Genomic DNA, 19,262 nt, shown 5'->3' on the forward strand with positions numbered 1-19,262 from the left:
TTGCTACGAAGGGAGCGAGTGATCAGTTGAACAGCCCCTGAATCGCGCCCTTCAGCTTGTCGCTGGCGCCTTCGCCCAGCTTGTCGTCGATCTTCTTGCGGGTATCTTCGTCGAGCTTCTCATCCAGCTTCTCGCTGACCTTCTCGCCCGCCTTACGCTTGGCTTCATCCTTGGCCAGTTCCGCTGCGGCACTCTGGAAGCCCTTCTGATCGAAGCCACACCACTCGCCCGGCTCACCGCTCAGGTTGCCCTGACACTGCACCGGGAAGCGCAGCTTGATCAGACGCGGATTGACCTCACAGGCCGCGTCATCCGCGCCCTCGATGAAGCGCGCCGCCACGTTGTAGTCGAAGGCCTCGGTCGGCAGGTTGAGCTGGCCCTTGCCGTCCAGCGCGATGCCCGGGATCGCCAGGGCGAGATCCTGATTGCTGATCACGCCATTGGTGACCGTGAAGCTGCCCTGCGCGCGCTCCAGCGGCGTATTGGCCTTCCATTCACGTGAGGAGGTCTTGCCACTCAGCGTCGCCACGGCAGTGCACATCTCCCTGGAGATATTGACGTCGAGCACCTCGCCATTGCGAATCTCGAAGTTGCCCTTGCCGTTCAGATTGCGCTTGATGCTGTCGATCTGATTGGTGCTGGTGGTGTAGTCACCATTGAGCGTCAGGCGACCACGCAGGATGTCCTTCTGCTCCGGCGCCAGCGCCTTGAGGAATGGCGCGATATCCAGATTGGTCAGCTTCTCGCCGAAGCTCATGCTCAGCGGTGTCTTGCGGCTATCGATGCGCGCATTGGCCGCCAGCGAGCCGCCATAGAGGCTGGCCGTCAGGCTATCGAGCTGCTGCACACCCGGCTGACCGGACAGCTTGGCGGTCACCTTGCTCATCTCGAGACCCGAGGCGATCAGCGTGCCGATATCCAGCTGCCCCTGAAGGCCCAGCGTCTTGAGCAATGCCACCGGCAGCAACTCCGCGTCGCCATCGGCCGCATAGACCGGCGCGATCACGCCCGCCGTGAGCGCTTCCCCCAGGCTTGCCGTCTTCTCGTCTGCGCCTGCCGGTGCCAGGTAGTCATCGAGATTGAGCGCGTCGACATCCAGATCGAAGGTGATCTGCGAGGCATCGAAGGACGAGCCGAGGCGCCCATTGATGGTGGTGTCATCCAGCGCCATGACCAGGTTGGTCAGCTGCACCTGCGACATGTCGCCCTTGAACGGGCTGGAGAAGGCCAGCGAGGTAAGCGCGCTGCTCTTGGCAGTCTGCGGCGCTTCCATGCCGACACGCGTCATCCACGCCTTGGGCGACAGCGGTGCCAGCTTGAACTGGCCGCTATAGCTGAGCGCATCGCCGGTGATGTCCTTGGCCTTGAGCGCCCCGCTGAGGCGAAGGTCACTGCCGGAGGTCAGCAGCAGGTTCTCGAGATTCGCCGTGCCCGCCGCCAGGTCCGCTTCGGCACCGAAGGTGGCTTTCAGCGGCAGGGCCTTGTCACCCAGCGCGGCCTGATGGAGCGTCGCATCCAGCTCGGCGCCATCGGCCAGATACAGCTGCTTGTCGGTATCCAGCGTCAGGGTGTCGATGTCCAGCGCCACGCTCTGGTCCTTGTCACCCAGCGACGGCATGCGCGTGGTGGTATCCAGGCTCACGCCGGTCAGCACATGACGGCCGCCCTGCAGGTCCAGCGCCACCTTGCCATCGAGGCTGACGGTGCTCTGAAGTTCCGGCTCACGCCCATCGGCCACGAACGACAGCTCGACCGGGAAGGCCTTGTCGGGGCTGACGTTGGAGGACGTCAACGCCACGTCATTGAGCGTCATGTCGAGCCCGCTGGCCGCGTCCTGATAGGCGATCTGACCATTGGTGACCTGCACCGAGGCGATATCGAGATTGACCGCCATGCTGCCGGCGCCATTCTGCACCGACGGGGTCGTGTCATCCGCCAGCGCCACACCGGCGCTCTTGGCCGGCGGCAGCGCTTCATCCGCCGCGCCACTGTCGGCGGCCGTCGCCGCATGCTCGAGCAGGCTTTCCCAGTTGCCACGCCCCTGTGCATCACGCTCGAGCGCCAGCTTGAGGCCGTCGAGGAAGACGCCTTCGACTTCGACTTCACCGCTCAGCAGTGGCGTGAAGGACACGCCGACTTCCGCGCGGGTAAAGGAGGCAAACGGTGACTGATCACGTTCCTGCTCCGGCAGCCAGGCTTCGGCGTCCTCGACGCTGACGCCGAGACGCGGATAGAAGGACCAGTCCAGCGGGCCGTTCAGGGCCAGTTCCAGCCCCGCCTGGTCCTTGACCGCCTTGACCAGTCGCGGCTTGAGATCATTCGGATCGAGGAAGGTGGTGACATAGATCACCCCTGCCACGACCACCAACGCCAGTACTCCGACGATGGCCAGCAAGGCTCTGAACAGTGCTTTCATCTGCGTCCTCCCTTTGACACGATGAGAATTGCTACGGTGCCCTCACTCCAGAGGGCAGCACATGGAATGGCGCTGGGGACTCATGACATCAGGCGATGCCCTTTCTCCCGCTCATCATCTAGCTCGAGCGCTGCGCGCCATCCTCCCGCACAGCGAGACAGCCTCAAGACAACATCGATGATGACACAGCCGGTGGACAGGTCGCGTTGACGTCAGTTCCGCATCCGGCAACGACCGGGTTCACTCCTGCGCCAGCACGAAGCCGTCGCGGGCGGGGTCTCGCACATAGCCCAGACGTGATACCAGCAGCTCGTCGGCCAGAGTCAATCCCTGACTCGGCACGACCAGCAGACGCTGGGCACTGGCCGCTTCCAGCGACAGCAGGGCCATCAGACGCGTACCCACACCGCGTCGGCGCGTGCTCTTGCGCACGCAGCAATGGCTGATCTTCCAGGCATCGCCTTCATCCTCGCAGAGTAGCGCGCCGATATGACGATCGTTGAAGAAGGCGCTGCAGAAGCGGTGTCCCGCGGCGAGATTGGCCTGAATGAAGTCATCCGGGGCGAGCGGGAGACGCTCACTGGGGGCTTCGTGATAGATACGCGACAGATCGATACGGACTTGCTCATCGGTTTGCCAGCGTGCGTGATCGATCATCTGAAGAGTGACCGGCATGGTGAGATCCTCGCCCGCGATATGAATGCCCGCCATTGTAGCGGATGCCATTGTCCTTTCTCTATAATGACGGGTCGGGCAGGCACAAAGACGACGCGCCTGCCGCCGATCAAGCGCCCCGCCGACGGCTCTCTGCCGTCGTCAATGCCCTGATCACGATTTCGATTGCGACATCACATGACAATAACCACATGATGCGCACTTCCCGGCCGGACTGGACACACGCCTCTCTTACCAAAGGCCCCAGACTGCGCCCAGACCCCATCGGCCTCGAAGCCGCTGATGGCGTCACCGACCGCTGGAGAGACATCATGGTAGAGCGTATCGCCGAAGTTCATCGCAACACCTCGGAAACCAAGATCCGGGTCCGCATCAATCTGGACGGTGAAGGCAAGCTGAGCGCCAACACTGGCGTGCCCTTCCTCGAACACATGATGGACCAGATCGCCCGTCACGGCGTGATCGACATCGAGGTCGACTGCGATGGCGACCTGCATATCGATGACCACCACACCGTCGAGGACATCGGCATCACCCTGGGTCAGGCCTTCGCGCAGGCGCTGGGCAACAAGGCCGGCATCCGCCGTTACGGCCATGCCTACGTGCCGCTGGATGAAGCCCTGTCGCGCGTGGTGATCGACTTCTCCGGTCGTCCGGGCCTGTTCATGCAGTGCGAGTTCACCCGCGGCAATATCGGTCGCTTCGATACCCAGCTGTTCTGGGAATTCTTCCAGGGCTTCGTCAATCACGCTGGCGCCACCCTGCATATCGACAACCTCAAGGGCTTCAATGCCCACCACCAGGCCGAGACCATCTTCAAGGCCTTCGGTCGTGCCGTGCGCATGGCGGTGGAAGAGGATGAGCGCATGGGAGGCCGTATCGCCTCCACCAAGGGCTCGCTGTAAACGAATGATCCGGGCGCCAGACGCCTGACATCCAGCGCCGGAGCCTGCTCCGGCCTTCGGGAGAAAGACATGACGATTGCCGTCATCGACTATGGCATGGGCAACCTGCACTCCGTCGCCAAGGCGCTTGAGCACGTGGCCGACGAGAATGTCGTGATCACCAGCGACCCGCGCGCCATCCGCGGCGCCACCCGCGTGGTGCTGCCCGGCCAGGGCGCCATCCGTGACTGCATGGGCGAGCTTGAACGCGCCGAGCTGCGCGGTCTGGTCGGCGAGCTGCTGAGCAACCACAGCAAGCCGCTGCTGGGCGTGTGTGTCGGTCAGCAGATGCTGATGGAGCGCAGCGAAGAGAACGGTGGCATCGATTGCCTCGCCTACTTCAAGGGCGACGTGAAACGCTTCGATGACCAGCAGCTGGACGAGCACGGCCAGCGCCTCAAGGTGCCGCACATGGGCTGGAACCATGTCGCACACACCCAGGGCCACGCGCTGTGGGAAGGCATCGAGGACAACTCGCGCTTCTACTTCGTGCACAGCTTCTATGTATCGGCCAGCGAGCGCGCCAAGGTCTACGGTGCCACGCACTACGCCGGTGCCGAGGCGCACGTCGCCATCGGTGAGGGCAGCCTGTTCGCGGTGCAGTTCCACCCGGAGAAGAGCGCGGCCGCCGGCCTCAAGCTGCTCGAGAACTTCGTCCGCTGGCAGCCCTGAAGGCTCGCCCGCGTGACCCTCGGCGCCTGTCTCGCGTGACGGACGCCGATACATCCGCCTTCGATATACCGACGACAATACAGGCGTGCCCAGACACGCCGAGAGGACACCCGACATGCTGGTAATCCCCGCGATCGATCTCAAGGACGGTCAGTGCGTACGCCTGAAGCAAGGCCGCATGGAAGACTCCACCAACTACGGCGATGACCCGCTGGCCATGGCCGCGCGCTGGGTCGAGGCCGGTGGCCGTCGTCTGCATCTGGTCGATCTCAACGGTGCCTTCGAAGGCAAGCCGGTCAATGGCGACGCCGTGACACGCATCGCCCGCGCCTACCCGGAGCTGCCGATCCAGATCGGCGGTGGCATCCGTGATGCCGCGACCATCGAGCACTACCTGGAAGCTGGTGTCGGTCAGGTCATCATCGGCACCAAGGCCGTGAAGGAACCGGCCTTCGTCGCCGAGATGTGCCGTGCCTTCCCGGGCCGCATCATCGTCGGTCTCGATGCGCGTGACGGCTTCGTGGCCACCGATGGCTGGGCCGAAGTCTCCACCATCAAGGCCACCGAGCTGGCCAAGCGCTTCGCCAACGACGGCGTGTCCTCCATCGTCTACACCGACATCGCCCGCGATGGCATGATGCAGGGCGTCAACATCGAAGCCACCGTGGCACTGGCCCGCGAAGGCGGTATCCCGGTGATCGCGTCCGGCGGCGTGACCAACCTGGATGACATCCGTGGCCTGGCCGAAGTGGCCGATCAGGGCATCCTCGGTGCCATCACCGGCCGCGCCATCTATGAAGGCAGCCTGGACATCGCCGAAGCGCAGGCGCTGTCCGACTCCATCACCGGCCGCAAGGCCTGAGGGGAGCGATCATGGCACTCGCCAAACGCATCATTCCGTGTCTGGACGTCGACGCCGGTCGTGTCGTGAAGGGCGTCAACTTCGTCGGTATCCGCGATGCCGGTGACCCGGTCGAGGTCGCCAAGCGCTACAACGAGCAAGGCGCCGACGAGATCACCTTCCTCGACATCACCGCCAGCGTCGACAACCGTGGCACCACGGTCGACATGGTCTCGCGCATCGCCGGTGAGGTGTTCATCCCGCTGACGGTGGGGGGCGGCATCCGCACCTGTGAAGACATTCGCACCATGCTGAATGCCGGCGCGGACAAGGTCTCGATCAACACCGCGGCCGTGTTCAACCCGGACTTCGTGCGTGAAGCCGCGGAACGCTTCGGCAGCCAGTGCATCGTGGTCGCCATCGACGCCAAGCGCGTCAGCCAGGACGGCGAGACACCGCGCTGGGAGATCTTCACCCATGGTGGCCGCAAGCCGACCGGACTCGACGCCGTCGAGTGGGCGAAGAAGATGGTCGAGCTGGGCGCCGGTGAACTGCTGCTGACCAGCATGGACCGCGATGGCACCAAGGCCGGTTTCGATCTCGGCGTGACACGCGCCATCTCCGACGCCGTCAGCGTGCCGGTGATCGCCTCCGGCGGTGTCGGCACCCTCGACCACCTGGTGGATGGCGTGCTCGAAGGCGGTGCGGATGCGGTGCTGGCCGCCAGCATCTTCCACTTCGCCGAGTACACGATCCCCCAGGCCAAGGCGCATATGGCCGCACGCGGTATCGAGATGCGCCTGTAAGCGCAGCCGCAGGTAGTTCAGGCAGAAACACGAACGCCGCCATTTCCTCAGGGAATGGCGGCGTTCTTGTCTTCAGAGACGCAACTTCGGCTCAGGCGAGAACAGCGCTCAGACGTAGCCCAGCTTCTTCAGCGGCTTGAGCGCCTGCGCGAGTCGCTGGTCGGCAAGCGTCATGATGTCCGCGACCAGATGCTTCTCGGCGGCAGGCAGCATCACGCGCTCCCCGACCCACAGCGCCAGCTCCGCCAGGTCATGCTGATTGCCCAGCCGCGCAGCCGCCTTGTCGAGCAGTTCCGGCTCGCGGCGCCGTCCGTGACTCGGTGACTCGAGCTCCCGCGCGGCTGCCTCACCCAGCGCCTCGTGTGCCAGTGCCAGCTGGAACATGCGGTACTTGACCCACTTGCGCAGCCGGTGAGACGTCTCGATCTCACGCTTGCTGGCCACCTGCGCCGCAAGCTTGCTGATGCGATGACGACTGAACTCCAGCCCGGTGTTGAGCTCCTCCACCGTCAGCGGTGCCGCCTGCCAGGCCGCCCGCTCTTCGCCCAGCAGCGTCTCGAGCGGCGCGTGATCCAGTTCGCCTTCGGGCTCGCTCAACGAGGCACTGGTCAGCCCCGGACGCAGCGCATCCAGCAGGCGCTGACTGCGCTCATCCACCCAGGCGTAGGCGCGACCATGGGTCTTGCGCAGCATGTGCGCCTCGCGCGGCCCGGCCAATGCCTTGGCGACGGCGCGCGGACGCGCCTGATGCTCACTCACCGCCGACTTGCCCAGTGACTCACGCCGCAGTTGCCACCAGCCGCGCAGCTGCTTGCAGTCGACGCGCAGCGCGTGTACATCCGCCGCGCTCAGCGTCGGCTGCGCGAGACGCTCACGCATGGCGTCCAGACGCGCCTGAATCACGCCATTCAGCGCTGCGTTCATCGGAGAAGAATCCTGCTGACGGGTGTCGCTCATCTGTCTCTCCAACAACGGCTGGCCAGTCTTCACTGGCACCAGGATGGCCCGAATCGGGCCGCTCAGTCCTGCAAGGATAGCCCGAGATTGCTGACATCTTCATTGCGGCCCAACTGCTTGAGCGCGCGCCAGTCATCGCGTGACAGCTGCGGGGCCTCGACGCTCTCGAGCACGGCGTCCTGGAAATCACGCTCATCGATCATCAACGGATGTTCGCGAATCATGGCTTCCAGCGCTTCCTGCTCAATGCCCTCACCGGCCTGCAGGTCGATCAGCGCGCGCACGCCATCGGCGGACAGACGGCTGATCTTGAGCGCGGCTTCCGGCTCTTCGCTGATCAGCACATCGATGCAGGCGGTCAGCGCCATCACGGCTTCCAGCGCGCGGCGCGCGCCGAAGCTGTCATCTTCCTCGGCGGGCTCGAAGGCGGTGACCTTCTCGGCCTGCAGCGAGAAATCGATCTTGGCATCGCGCACGCGCAGCTGCTCCCAGACGAGGTCCAGCAGCTTGCGCAGCTCACGCGTGGTGTCCAGCGCGCTGGCCGTGCCGTTGGCTTCGGCGTAGAAGCCGGCATTGGGCAGGAGTCGCTCGGTCAGCGCCGCCATGAAGGCAGTACGGCGCACGGGGGCCAGCGCATCAAGGCGCGCACGGAAACCGGATACAGGCTGAGTCATGACGGCTCTATTCTCACTTCACTATTCAATATGCGGCGTTCACGCTGGCGTCTTGGCTCCGCCAGCCGCGATGTCACCGGAGGTCGCTATAGGGTATGCGATAGGATAGGCGAAAGGGTAGCGCCCGCGCGTGGCCGGATGAACACGCTCCCGCTCGAGCGCTGCCGTGCTGCCGCCTACCTCAGGGCCACAGGCATTCCGTCGGCACGCGGCCGGCACCATCGAACAGGATGCCTTCGCTGCGCAGCTTTTCCCGCTGGCGCACTGCCCCGCCGTGCTCGGTGACCTTGAGCGAGGCATTGATCACGCGATGCCACGGCAACTGATGGCCATCCGGCAGGTGACGCATCGCCGAGCCGACCATGCGCGCGCTGGCGCCATCGGTCATCTTGGCGATACGCCCGTAGGTGGTGATGCGCCCTTCGGGTATCTGCGCCACCACGGTGTAGATCTGTTCGAGCAGTTCGGCCCGCATGCGGTTCTCTCCTTGTCGTGTCGCGGCTGGTTCGCCCGGTGCAGGTACTGAGAAGCAAGTACTGGGGCCTTTACGCTGACATGGCGCTCACGCATGATGAAGCCATGCATCTTTACTTCATACATCAGGGGCAACTCCCTGACACTGAACCAGATTCAGCCGCCGATACCGCAACGCTAGCGCATGACTGGCAGAGTCCGCTACGTCTCAAGGACTGGCTTTCCGGCATGGGGCACAGCTTCAACACCAGCTTCCCGCTGGCAGGCGAAGCATTGCCGGGCATCGATGACTTTCATGCGCTGGTGGTACTGGATGGACCGCAACGCCTGTCGAGCGCCGCCCAGCCCGCCTCGCCCGCCGAACAGCAGTCGCTGCGCCTGCAGCGCAAGTTGATTCGGCGCACGCTGAACAGCAATCGCCCGCTCCTGGGAATTGGCCTGGGGGCGCGACTGATCGCCGAGCAGATGGGGGCGATCGTCTCATCCGCCGTGGTGCCGCAGCGTCGCTGGGCCACGCTGACGCGCAGCAACGAGTGCCCGCTGGGGCTACCCGCCGAGTTCGAGGCCTTGATGTGGCACGAGGAGATCTGCGGCCTGCCGGAAGACTGCGAGCTGCTGGCCAGCAGCGAGCATACGCCAGTGGCCGGCTTCAGCTGGGATGAGGGGCGCGTGGTGGCGCTCAACTTCCATCCGCACATGGATGCGGCGGCCACGCAGGACCGCCTTGCCCGCCATCCCGCGCCCCTGGAGGGCAATGGCGTGCAGTCACGCGAGGCGTTGCTGGAAGACCCGAAGCGCTTTGATCGTCAGGCGGCCCTGCTGGACCGCCTGCTGGTGGACTGGCTGAATGCGTGAGCGCTGACCGGCGCCCGTGAGGAGTGTCAGCGCTGCCAGCGGTGATTGGCGCTCCACTCACGCGCGAAGGCAAGGCTGTTGTCCCAGTCGCCGACGTGCAGGAAGGTGCGCTCGTGCTTCTCGAGCTGATAGCGGTACATCGGGTCGTAATACTCACTGAGCAGCGGCGCCAGCCAGCCTTCATGGGCAATGGGGTTGCCGCGCTTGTGCTCCTGGAAGGCGATGTCCTGCATGCGCACCAGACGAGCAAGGCGCGCACTGCCCAGGCGCTTGCGCAGACGCAGCAGCGCCTGACGCAGCTGGCGCTGCATCAGGGTCCAGCCGAGGAAGTCACCATAGTGACGACTGTAGGTGGACCACAGCCCCTCGATATAGTCCTTCTGAATCTGCACCACTCGCCAGTCCAGCGGCATTTCGACGCGGATCAACGGTGCCTGCTCCATCGCGCGCCAGGTGGCGAGCGGAATGTTGACGCTGCCGATGAAGCGCGACTCGTCTTCCATGATGGTCGGCGCTTCATCCTCAAGCGTGAGCATCTCGGCGGCGATGCGGTGCTCGAAGTCGATCTGGCTCGGCGCCGGGAAGGGGTGGCGGCCGAAGGCCGACCCCTTGTGGCGCGCACAGCCTTCCAGGTCGATGCCATTGTCCAGCGCATGGATCAGCTCGGTCTTGGCGCAGCCGGTCAGCCCGCCGATCAACAGCATCGGGGCCTGCTCGGCACGCTCATCGATATGCTGACAGAGCTGCTGACGCATGGCCTTCCAGCCGCCCTCGATGCGCGGACGCTCGATCCCCGCTTCCTGCAGCCACTGCTGACTGAGCTGGGAACGCATGCCGCCGCGGAAGCAATAGAGAATCGCGTCAGGGTGCCGCTCGACGTGCTCGACCCAGGCGCGGATACGTGCGCGCTTGATCCCGCCGCTGACCAGTTGATGGCCAAGATGTACCGCCGATTCCGGGCCGACCTGCTTGTACTGCACCCCGACGCGATGACGCTCCTCATCATCCATCAGCGGCAGATTGACGGCACCCGGCAAGGCACCAGCGGCGAATTCGACCGGCGCACGCACATCGATCAACGGACGGCCGTCGCGAATCAGGTCGCAGCTGGCCGCCACGGTGGGCAAACTCATGGGCATCTCTCGGCAGACAGAACAGGATTGAGGCAATGGGCGGCGGCTAGCTGACTGGCCGCATCATCAAGGGGCCATATTCTAGCGCAAGCGTGCAGCCGCCCCCAGCCTTGTGCTTTCACGCCAACGGTGGCGTCAGGCGCACCCCCTGCCCCGGCCCGATCCCGGCCGGACCGAACAGCTGACAATCGGGGCAGGCAGCGGGTTGTTCTCCCTGGGCGCGATGCGCTTCGGCGACCGAGTCGCGCAGCGAGGCAATCGCCGCCTCGGCGGTATGGAAGTAGTTCTCACGCCCCATGCGCTCGAGGAAGCCACCGCGCTCCATCACTTCCAGCGCGTACATGCGAAAGCCGCACATGCTGAGACTGCCGCCGGCATCGCGCAGGCGACGTTGCTCGATCTCGAGCATCTCGGCGCCCGCGATATCGATGAAGTTGCAGCCGGTGCCCAGCAGAATGACGTGCTTGCCGGTATAGCGCGCCAGCTTGCGCTGGACGTGGTCGACCGCCCCGAAGAACAGCGAACCATCCACGCGCAGAATCACCACTTCCCGGCACTGGGCCAGCTGATAACGCTCGGCATTGCGCACTCCAAGCTCCGGGTGCTCCGGATCTGGCGCCATCTCGACCAGCCGTGGCCGTGAGGTGCGGTTCAGATACAGCACCAGCGAGACCAGCACCCCGGCGAAGATGGCGAACTCCAGCGGCAACAGCAGGGTGGCGAGGAAGGTGATCACCAGCACCACCGCCTCTTCGCGGCTGACGGCCAGAATCTGACGGATATGAGCGACTTCGATCAGGTTGGCGGCGATCACCATGATCAGGCCCGCCATCGCCGGCAATGGCAGCCAGGCGGTCACGTCAGGCACCAGCAACAGCACCGCCAGCACGATCAGCGCCGCCACCACCACCGACAGCGGCGTACGGGCGCCGGCATCATAGTTGGCGCCGGAGCGCGTGAAGGAGCCGGAGCCGGCAAAGCACGAGAAGAAACTGCCCGCCAGATTCGACAGGCCCTGACCGATGAACTCCTGGTTGCCGTCGATACGCTGATGCGAGCGTACGCCGATGGCGCGCGCGATGGAGACCGCCTCGATCAGGCCGAGCACCGCCAGCGCGAAGGCCGCCCCGCCCAACGAGCGCAGGGTATCAAAGCCCAGCGGCGGCAGGGAAAACGGCGGCAGACTGCCGGACAGAGCGCCGACCATCGGGATACCTGCCGCGCTGCCACCGAGCAATGCCGCGACACCGCAGCCGACGGCCATCGCCACCAGCATCCATGGCAGCTTGCGATTCAGCCGCCGAACCAGCACGGCCGTGAGCAAGGTGCTGAGTCCCGTGATCAACGTGGCCCACGAGGTATCGCCCAGATGCCCGAGCAGCGCCCACCAGGTGCCGAGAAAGCTCGAGGCATCGCCAAGCGCGATGCCGAACAGATGCTTGAGCTGACTGGTGGCGATCAAGACCCCGGCGCCGGCGGTGAAGCCGATCACCACCGTGTGTGAGATGAGATTGACCAGCGCCCCCATGCGCATCAGCCCCAACGACAGCTGGATGATGCCGACCATGCAGGTCAGCGCCAGCACCAGCGGCAGGTATTCGGGACTGCCCGGCGCGGCCAGGGTCGAGACGGTGCCGAACACCACCATCGAGATCGCCGCGGCCGGGCCACTGACCATATGCCGCGAACTGCCGAACAGGCCGGCGATGATCGCCACCACGATGGCGGCATACAGCCCATGCGCCGGAGGCAGGCCGGCGATCAACGCATAGGCTACCCCCTGGGGCAGCACCAGCACCGCGCCACTCAGGCCCGCGATCAGATCAGAACGCGCATCCCCGGGCGACAGCTGACGCATCCAGCCGAGAAAGGGCAACAGTCGCGACAGACGATAGGCCGCGGCACTGGTGTGCTCGGGCCCCTCTGCCGTCTCGGTAGATTCGGGAGATTCGGGGGGCGGCGAGGAAGGAGGCGGAGTATCAGCGGACAAGAAGTATCTCCGTGGCGAGGCAGGAAAGAAGTCGTCAGCCGGTAGCCGCAATGTCCCTGAACGTACTCGGGGCAGGCTTGAAACCAGCGGTGATAAGTCTATCGCTGAAATCACTAATGAAACAGGGCCGCCACATACCCGACAACGACCTGCGGCCCTGCGGTCCTTTCCCTAGAAAGAGATATGTTGAAGAGACACGATGAAGAGACATGATCAAGCAACACGGCGACGAGACACGATAACGAGAAACGAAGAGAGACGAGAAGACACGGCGCTGGCCATGCCGCGCCCGAGCAGTGACAATACCCTTTCCTGACACCGCTGCGGACCCTGACGCCATGACCACCGACGCTACGCCGACCGATACCACGACTCCCGAGACGGCGGGTGGCTATACCCCGCCGCTGGATGCCAGCGAAGCCGAGGCCATCGACGCCACTCGCCAGTGGGTCGAGACGCACATCATCGCTGACAATCTTTGCCCGTTTGCCGCGCGCGAGTTGGCACGCAACAGCATCCAGTATGCCGTGGTGCCCGGTGCAGGGCTCGAGCGCAGCCTGCAGGCACTCGGCGACGAGCTGCTGAACCTGGACGCCAATCGCGACGCCGAGACGACGCTGGTGATCTTCAAGGACGGCTTCCGCGACTTCGACACCTACCTGGAGCTGCTCGACTACGCCGAGGCGCTGCTCGAGATGCAGGGCTACGAAGGCATCTATCAGCTGGCCAGCTTCCACCCGGAATACGTGTTCGAGGATACCGAGGAAGACGACGCGGCCAACTACACCAACCGCTCGCCCTACCCGATGCTGCACCTGCTGCGCGAAAGCTCGGTCGAAGCCGCCATCAATGCCTACGCAGGCGATGTCGAAGAGGTGCCGGGGCGCAATGAAGAACTGATGCGCGAGCGCGGTGTCGAGCTTCTGGTCTCACGCCTCAAGGCCTGTGCTCACGCCGCCCGCCAGGCTGACAAGCAGGACTGACAAGCAGGACTGACAAGCAGGACTGACAAGCAGGACTGAGCTTCGTGCTCGGAGAAAACCCCATACGAACAAGGCCAGCCGCGAGGCTGGCCTTGTTCGTTGCATACTACATCACACCACGATGTCCCGTGCGGAGGCTCACACGGCAGTCGCAGATGTCACAGGGCTTCCAGTGCCTGGGACAGCTTGTCGACCGCCACGATGGTCATGCCCTTGGGCGGATTCTTGGGGGCATTGCCCTTGGGCACGATGGCGCGCGTAAAGCCGTGTTTGGCGGCCTCGACGATGCGCTCCTGACCACTCGGCACCGGACGGATCTCACCGGACAGTCCCACCTCGCCGAACACCACCAGCTCGCGCGGCAGTGGACGGTTCTGCAGGCTGGAGACCACCGCACACAGCACCGCGAGGTCGGCACTGGTCTCGAGCACCTTGACCCCGCCGACCACGTTCAGGAAGACATCCTGATCACCGGTGAACAGGCCGCCATGCTTGTTGAGCACTGCCAGCAGCATCGACAGGCGATTGCCGTCCAGGCCGACGGCGACACGGCGGGGATTGCCCAGCGGCGAGTCATCCAGCAAGGCCTGCACTTCGATCAGGATCGGTCGCGTGCCCTCCCACACCACCATCACCAGGCTGCCGGAGGACTGCTCCTCGCTGCGCGACAGGAAGATCGCGCTGGGATTCTTCACCTCCTTCAGGCCCAGCTCGACCATGGCGAACACGCCCAGCTCGTTGACCGCGCCGAAGCGGTTCTTCTGGCCACGCAGCGTGCGGAAGCGCGAATCGCCATCGCCCTCCAGCAGCAGGGAGGCGTCGATCATGTGCTCCAGCACCTTGGGCCCGGCCAGCGAGCCGTCCTTGGTCACGTGGCCGACCAGCAGCAGCACGGTGTTGGTTCGCTTGGCGAAGCGGGTCAACGCGGCGGCGGACTCACGCACCTGCGAGACACCACCCGGCGCGGATGACAGATCCTCCAGATGCATGGTCTGGATGGAGTCGATGATCAGCACCTCGGGCTTCTCGCGCTCGGCGGTGGCCAGAATCGTCTCGACGCTGGTCTCGGCCAGCATCTTGAGGCCCTGGGTCGGCAGCTGCAGACGATGGGCGCGCATCGCCACCTGCGACAGCGATTCCTCACCGGTGACGTAGAGTGAGCGCTTGTGCTGGGCGAGCTTGCAGGCGGTCTGCAGCAGCAGTGTCGACTTGCCGGCCCCCGGGTGGCCACCGAGCAACACGGCGGAACCCGGCACCAGCCCGCCGCCCAGCACACGATCGAACTCGCCGAAGGTCGAGGAGAAGCGCGGCACTTCGGCCAGCGAGACATTGGAAAGATCGGTCACGTTGTCGCTGAGCGTGCCGGCGTAGCCGCCCCGCCCATTGCTGGCGCTACGCGCGGGACCACCGGCGACGGCCCCCGCAGCGGGGGCGGCGCCGGGCAATACCGTGGCGCCGACGCGGATTTCCTGCAGGGTGTTCCATTCGCGGCAGCCGCTGCACTGGCCCTGCCACTTCGAGAATTCGCTACCGCATTCGGTACATACGAAGGCGCTCTTTGCTTTCGCCATCAGACAATCCTGTCGGGAAGAAATGATTCTCGGCGCCGCGGCGGAGTGTCGTCAGCCGCGGATTTCCAACGGCCAGACACAAGGAAGGCGGCTTGCGCCGCCTTCCTTGTGCTCACGATCGCCTTGTGGCGCACGGCACGCTTACTGGCGCTTGAGGCGCAGTGTCTCACCGTTCTGGAAGCGACGCTTCTGCGGGTCGACCAGCTCCAGGGTCTGGGCATCCAGACGCAGGAAGTAGTAGGTCTGACCTTCGCCGTCCGGCGTCAGCTCATAGACGGTCGCGTTCGGGTCCGTCACGGTGCCGGACAGCACGTCCCACTGGCCTTCGTAATGCTCTGGATCCGGCTGCTGCGGATGATCACGATAGGTGGCATCGAGACTGAAGGTACGCTCATCCTGGGCTGCCTCTTCGGCACCCTTGAGGCGTACATCGAGGTCAATGCCCGTGCAACGACGACACGGCAGGGTGCCCTTGTAGACGGCAACCTGCTCGCTGGCTGTCTCGGTGGCGCTGTTGTCAGCGGCACCGTCATTGGTCTGGGCCGTTGATGCGCACCCGGCGAGACCGACCATCAGCGCGGCTCCCACCATCAGAGTCCTGATCTGCATTGAATCCTCCTTAAGGCGATGACTCGATAGCAGCATCAGCGCTATCGACGGCGAGCGGTCTACCCGCTTTGGCAGGCAGACCGCTCACAAGCTTCCATGCTCAAGAATAGCGGGTATCCGCCCCGAGAGGCCACCCCCGATGGCGTTTATCGAACACCATTCGCTAAATCGTGTCGGCCTCAGCCGCGGCGATCATGGCCATTGTCGAGAAACGGATAGTCGGTGTAACCCTTGGCGCCACCACCGTAGAAGGTGTCCGGGTCCTGCTCGTTGAGCTCAGCGCCGAGGCGAATGCGCTCGACCAGGTCCGGGTTGGCGATATACGGGCGCCCGATGGCGACGGCATCCGCGATGCCCTCATCGATGATGCGTGCCGCGCTCTCACCGTCGTAATGGCCGCAGAAGATCAGCGCGCCCGTGACGCGCTCACGCAGGGCACGACGGAAGTCATCGCTGAACTTGATGTCGCCACCGGCCCAGTCCGGCTCGTTGACGTGCACATAGGCGATGCCACGTCTGGAGAGCTGCTCGGCCATGTAGAAGGCCATCTCTTCCGGCTCGTCATCGGTCAGACCGAATATCTCGATGAAGGGCGTCAGGCGGATGCCGGTACGCTCAGGGCCGAAGACTTCGGCGACGGCATCGACGACTTCCAGCGTCAGGCGCGCACGGTTCTCGACCGAGCCACCGTACTGGTCAGTGCGCTGATTGGTGCCGGTGGCCATGAACTGGTTGAGCAGATAGGCGTTGGCGGCGTGCACCTCGATCATGTCGAAACCGGCACGCTTGGCGCGCACGGCGGCCTGGCGATAGTCCTCGATCAGCTGGGGAATCTCGTCCGTCTCCAGGGCGCGCGGCGTACTGGTGGGGTGACGTCCGCTGGTGCCGTCCTCGAACTCGACGAAGCACTGGGCGCCTTCACCACGCAGGGCGCTCGGCGCGACCGGCTGCTGGCCGTCCGGCTGCACCATCTCATGCGAGACACGCCCGACGTGCCACAGCTGCAGCGCCATGCGTCCGCCCTTGGCGTGCACCGCCTGGACGACGCCCTTCCAGCCCGCTTCCTGCTCATCGGTCCAGATGCCCGGCGTGTAGACATAGCCACGTGCGGTGGGCGAGATGTTGGTCGCCTCACTGATGATCAGGCCGGCACCGGCACGCTGACCGTAATAGGCCTGCTGCAGCTCACCGGGCACGCTGTCGGGGGTACGAGCACGTGTCAGCGGTGCCATCAGGATGCGGTTGGGCAGGGTCAGATCACCGAGCTTGACCGGATCGAGCAGGGTATCAGCGTACGGGGCACTGGTGTTGGCAGTCATCGGGACTCCTTGAATTGAAGGTCTTCGCCCAGCGTCCTCATCGTGCAAGGTCGCACGAGCTGGGTAAGCATGCCTGTGACATGCGGCACACCACGCGCTGCTTCAAGCACGCGCATCGCACGAGAATAATGCTGGCATGGCAACAATGGGCGAAGCCCGCCGTGCGGCCACTCTTGGGCTTCTTCCAACACCACTCTCGATAGCCCTTCACAACACTCTCTCCCGACAGTCCTTCGCAACAGACCTTCGAACAGCCTTCAATCACCGCTCCAATGCCCCTCATGACTCACTCAGAGCGCATGCCGGAGCTTGTACCGCGACGATCCAGCGGGCAACATGAAAAGCATCCATGACACGGGTCATGCACTGTCACCAGCGGCGAGAAATCATGAGCAAGTACTGGAGCCCCCAGGTCCACGACCTGACCCCCTACGTCCCCGGCGAACAACCGCGTGAGCAGCTGATCAAGCTGAACACCAACGAGAACCCCTATCCGCCGGCGCCCGCCGTGGAGCAGACGCTGCGCGAGTTCAATGCCTCTGATCTGCGCCGCTACCCGGACCCGAGCTCCAGCTCGCTGCGCGCCGCCCTGGCCGATACCTTTCATGTGGCCGCCGAGGAAGTCTTTGTCGGCAATGGCTCCGATGAGGTGCTGGCGCTGGCCTTCCAGGCATTCTTCCGTCAGGACAAGCCGCTGCTGCTGCCGTCCATCAGCTACAGCTTCTACCCGGTCTACTGCCGCATGTATGGCATCGAGTCGCGCAGCATCGCGCTGACCGACAACTGGGAAGTCGACCTGGAAGCCTTCGGCAACGACAATGGCGGCATCATCTTCGCCAACCCCAACGCCCCGACAGGGCATGGCCATGGCCGCAAGGCGATTGCCGCGCTGCTGGAGCGCAATCCGCAGAGCGTGGTACTGGTCGACGAGGCCTACGTGGACTTCGGTGGCGAAAGCGCCATCCCGCTGATTCATCAGTATCCGAATCTGGTCGTGACGGGCACTTTCTCGAAGTCGCGCAGCCTGGCGGGCATTCGTCTTGGCTATGCCGTGGCCTCGCGTGAGCTGATCGAGGGTCTGGAGCGCGTGAAGGACTCCTTCAACTCCTACCCCATCGATCGCCTGGCCGAACAGGTCGGCGTCGCCGCGCTCAGTGATCCCGACTATTTCGATGAGTGCCGCACACGCGTCATCACCACCCGCGAGCAGACGCGCGATCGCATGGCCGCGCTGGGCTTCGAGATCCTGCCCTCGCAGACCAACTTCGTGCTGGCGACACACCCGACCCACGATGCCGGCAAGCTGTTCATCGGCCTGCGCGAACAGGGCATCCTGGTGCGCCACTTCAACACCGACGCACTGCGTGACTATCTGCGCATCAGCATCGGTACCGATGCCGAGATGGACAGCCTGATCGAAGCCCTGGAAACCCTGTGTCGCTGAGATAGCGCACGGCCTGGCCAGTGATGGCTCCAATCAAAGAAGGCGCCCAGTGGGCGCCTTCTTTCATCAGGATGTCACTCAGGTGCTCACCGTTCGGCCCATCCACACAGCTCATCACACAGTTCGTCGTGCCGTTCATCGCACCGAACACTCTGCAGGAGCACAACATGACAACGGACAGTCTCGCCATGGCTTCAGACGCTACCCCGATACCCCGCCTGCCTCTGACGCGGGTCCATCACGTGGCGCTCATCACCGCTGATTACCCTCGCGCCAGGCGCTTCTATCTCGAGGTCATGGATGCGCAGGTGATCAACGAGGCCTATCGTGAGGCCCGCGACAGCTACAAGCTCGACCTGCGCCTGCCGGGCGGTATCCAGCTGGAGCTGTTCTCCTTCCCTTCGCCGCCTGAGCGCCCCAGCTATCCGGAAGCCTGTGGCCTTCGTCACCTGGCGCTGGCGACGGAAGACATCGATACCTGTGTCGAGCTGCTGATCGCCCGTGGCGCCACGCCAGAGCCGATACGTGTCGATGAATACACCGGCGCCCGCTTCACCTTCCTGGCAGACCCTGACGGTACGCCCATCGAACTCTACGAAGTCTCGCTCTGATGTGATGGCGCACTGAAACTTCACTGGCCCTGAAGATAAAAGGCCCCGAAGACAAAAGGCCCCTGTCGATATCTCGACAGGGGCCTTCTCGTGTCATGTGCACGTTGCCTGGGCAGAGCTTTTCTCTCGCCCTTCTCTCTCGCCCACAGCTGATTCGCATGCAGGGCTCTCTGCACAACTTTTCCTGCGCACATTTTTTCCGTGTACAAAGAGAACCGCCCCTGCAGCAAGGCTACAGGGGCGGTTCAGTATAAGTGCCTGACGATGACCTACTCTCACATGGAGAAA

At 64.3% G+C, this 19,262-nt stretch carries 18 protein-coding genes; 8 read left to right on the forward strand and 10 right to left on the reverse strand.

Annotation, left to right across the window (positions count from 1 at the left end; translation table 11 throughout):
• Positions 1-22 precede the first annotated feature (22 nt).
• Positions 23-2,416 (reverse strand): AsmA family protein, encoded by a 2,394-nt coding sequence (locus R2R70_RS18260; protein WP_131431162.1) that lies wholly within the window; start codon positions 2,414-2,416, stop codon positions 23-25.
• A gap of 240 nt (positions 2,417-2,656) precedes the next feature.
• Positions 2,657-3,142 (reverse strand): acetyl-CoA sensor PanZ family protein, encoded by a 486-nt coding sequence (locus R2R70_RS18265; protein WP_225347481.1) that lies wholly within the window; start codon positions 3,140-3,142, stop codon positions 2,657-2,659.
• A 260-nt stretch (positions 3,143-3,402) separates the two neighbouring features.
• Here R2R70_RS18265 and hisB point away from each other — a divergent pair, with 260 nt between their 5' ends.
• The 4 genes from hisB to hisF all read left to right on the forward strand — a co-directional run bounded on the left by hisB (position 3,403) and on the right by hisF (position 6,354).
• Positions 3,403-3,996, forward strand: a complete 594-nt coding sequence (gene hisB / locus R2R70_RS18270) for an imidazoleglycerol-phosphate dehydratase HisB (RefSeq protein ID WP_043336716.1) — start codon at positions 3,403-3,405, stop codon at positions 3,994-3,996.
• A gap of 69 nt (positions 3,997-4,065) precedes the next feature.
• The gene (gene hisH / locus R2R70_RS18275) at positions 4,066-4,707 is read left to right on the forward strand and encodes an imidazole glycerol phosphate synthase subunit HisH (protein WP_410978676.1); all 642 of its coding nucleotides are present in this window, start codon (positions 4,066-4,068) and stop codon (positions 4,705-4,707) included.
• Positions 4,708-4,822: 115 nt separating this feature from the next.
• Positions 4,823-5,569: a 1-(5-phosphoribosyl)-5-[(5-phosphoribosylamino)methylideneamino]imidazole-4-carboxamide isomerase gene (hisA, locus tag R2R70_RS18280; RefSeq protein ID WP_043336722.1), complete on the forward strand. Its 747-nt coding sequence runs from the start codon at positions 4,823-4,825 to the stop codon at positions 5,567-5,569.
• 11 nt (positions 5,570-5,580) lie between these two features.
• Entirely contained in the window at positions 5,581-6,354 is a 774-nt protein-coding gene (gene hisF, locus R2R70_RS18285) for an imidazole glycerol phosphate synthase subunit HisF (RefSeq protein WP_043336726.1), read from the forward strand.
• 108 nt (positions 6,355-6,462) lie between these two features.
• Here the strand turns inward: hisF and R2R70_RS18290 are convergent, their stop codons facing one another.
• The 3 genes from R2R70_RS18290 to R2R70_RS18300 all read right to left on the reverse strand — a co-directional run bounded on the left by R2R70_RS18290 (position 6,463) and on the right by R2R70_RS18300 (position 8,460).
• Entirely contained in the window at positions 6,463-7,311 is an 849-nt protein-coding gene (locus R2R70_RS18290; RefSeq protein WP_410978677.1) for a CHAD domain-containing protein, read from the reverse strand.
• Between the two features lie 62 nt (positions 7,312-7,373).
• A complete protein-coding gene (locus R2R70_RS18295) occupies positions 7,374-7,985 on the reverse strand; it encodes a YjaG family protein (RefSeq protein ID WP_054555215.1) in 612 nt (203 codons plus the stop codon).
• A gap of 181 nt (positions 7,986-8,166) precedes the next feature.
• Complete coding sequence (locus tag R2R70_RS18300) at positions 8,167-8,460, reverse strand: MGMT family protein (protein WP_043336737.1); 294 nt, start codon at positions 8,458-8,460, stop codon at positions 8,167-8,169.
• Between the two features lie 104 nt (positions 8,461-8,564).
• Here R2R70_RS18300 and R2R70_RS18305 point away from each other — a divergent pair, with 104 nt between their 5' ends.
• Complete coding sequence (locus tag R2R70_RS18305; protein WP_131431159.1) at positions 8,565-9,314, forward strand: type 1 glutamine amidotransferase; 750 nt, start codon at positions 8,565-8,567, stop codon at positions 9,312-9,314.
• Between the two features lie 26 nt (positions 9,315-9,340).
• Here R2R70_RS18305 and mnmH read toward each other — a convergent pair whose 3' ends face one another.
• Together mnmH and R2R70_RS18315 are read right to left on the reverse strand one after the other, a co-directional pair.
• Positions 9,341-10,447, reverse strand: a complete 1,107-nt coding sequence (gene mnmH / locus R2R70_RS18310) for a tRNA 2-selenouridine(34) synthase MnmH (protein WP_043336739.1) — start codon at positions 10,445-10,447, stop codon at positions 9,341-9,343.
• 118 nt (positions 10,448-10,565) lie between these two features.
• Positions 10,566-12,437, reverse strand: a complete 1,872-nt coding sequence (locus tag R2R70_RS18315) for a SulP family inorganic anion transporter (protein ID WP_410978678.1) — start codon at positions 12,435-12,437, stop codon at positions 10,566-10,568.
• 338 nt (positions 12,438-12,775) lie between these two features.
• Between R2R70_RS18315 and R2R70_RS18320 the strand changes: the two genes are divergently transcribed.
• Entirely contained in the window at positions 12,776-13,420 is a 645-nt protein-coding gene (locus R2R70_RS18320) for a DUF1415 domain-containing protein (RefSeq protein WP_131431157.1), read from the forward strand.
• 158 nt (positions 13,421-13,578) lie between these two features.
• Here the strand turns inward: R2R70_RS18320 and radA are convergent, their stop codons facing one another.
• From radA to R2R70_RS18335, 3 genes are all read right to left on the reverse strand, one after another.
• On the reverse strand, positions 13,579-14,991 hold the full coding sequence (gene radA / locus R2R70_RS18325; RefSeq protein WP_131431156.1) for a DNA repair protein RadA: 1,413 nt from the start codon (positions 14,989-14,991) through the stop codon (positions 13,579-13,581).
• Between the two features lie 141 nt (positions 14,992-15,132).
• Positions 15,133-15,600: a copper resistance protein NlpE N-terminal domain-containing protein gene (locus tag R2R70_RS18330; RefSeq protein WP_043336742.1), complete on the reverse strand. Its 468-nt coding sequence runs from the start codon at positions 15,598-15,600 to the stop codon at positions 15,133-15,135.
• Between the two features lie 179 nt (positions 15,601-15,779).
• Positions 15,780-16,919, reverse strand: a complete 1,140-nt coding sequence (locus tag R2R70_RS18335; protein WP_410978679.1) for an alkene reductase — start codon at positions 16,917-16,919, stop codon at positions 15,780-15,782.
• A 388-nt stretch (positions 16,920-17,307) separates the two neighbouring features.
• On the opposite strand from R2R70_RS18335, the gene hisC reads away from it, so the two are divergent.
• Both hisC and R2R70_RS18345 read left to right on the forward strand, forming a co-directional pair.
• Positions 17,308-18,363 (forward strand): histidinol-phosphate transaminase, encoded by a 1,056-nt coding sequence (hisC, locus tag R2R70_RS18340; RefSeq protein WP_107336700.1) that lies wholly within the window; start codon positions 17,308-17,310, stop codon positions 18,361-18,363.
• A 167-nt stretch (positions 18,364-18,530) separates the two neighbouring features.
• Entirely contained in the window at positions 18,531-18,974 is a 444-nt protein-coding gene (locus R2R70_RS18345; RefSeq protein WP_234368065.1) for a VOC family protein, read from the forward strand.
• Positions 18,975-19,262: the final 288 nt, after the last annotated feature.

The sequence above is a fragment of the Cobetia sp. SIMBA_158 genome (assembly GCF_046566945.1).
GTDB classification, from domain to species: domain Bacteria; phylum Pseudomonadota; class Gammaproteobacteria; order Pseudomonadales; family Halomonadaceae; genus Cobetia; species Cobetia amphilecti.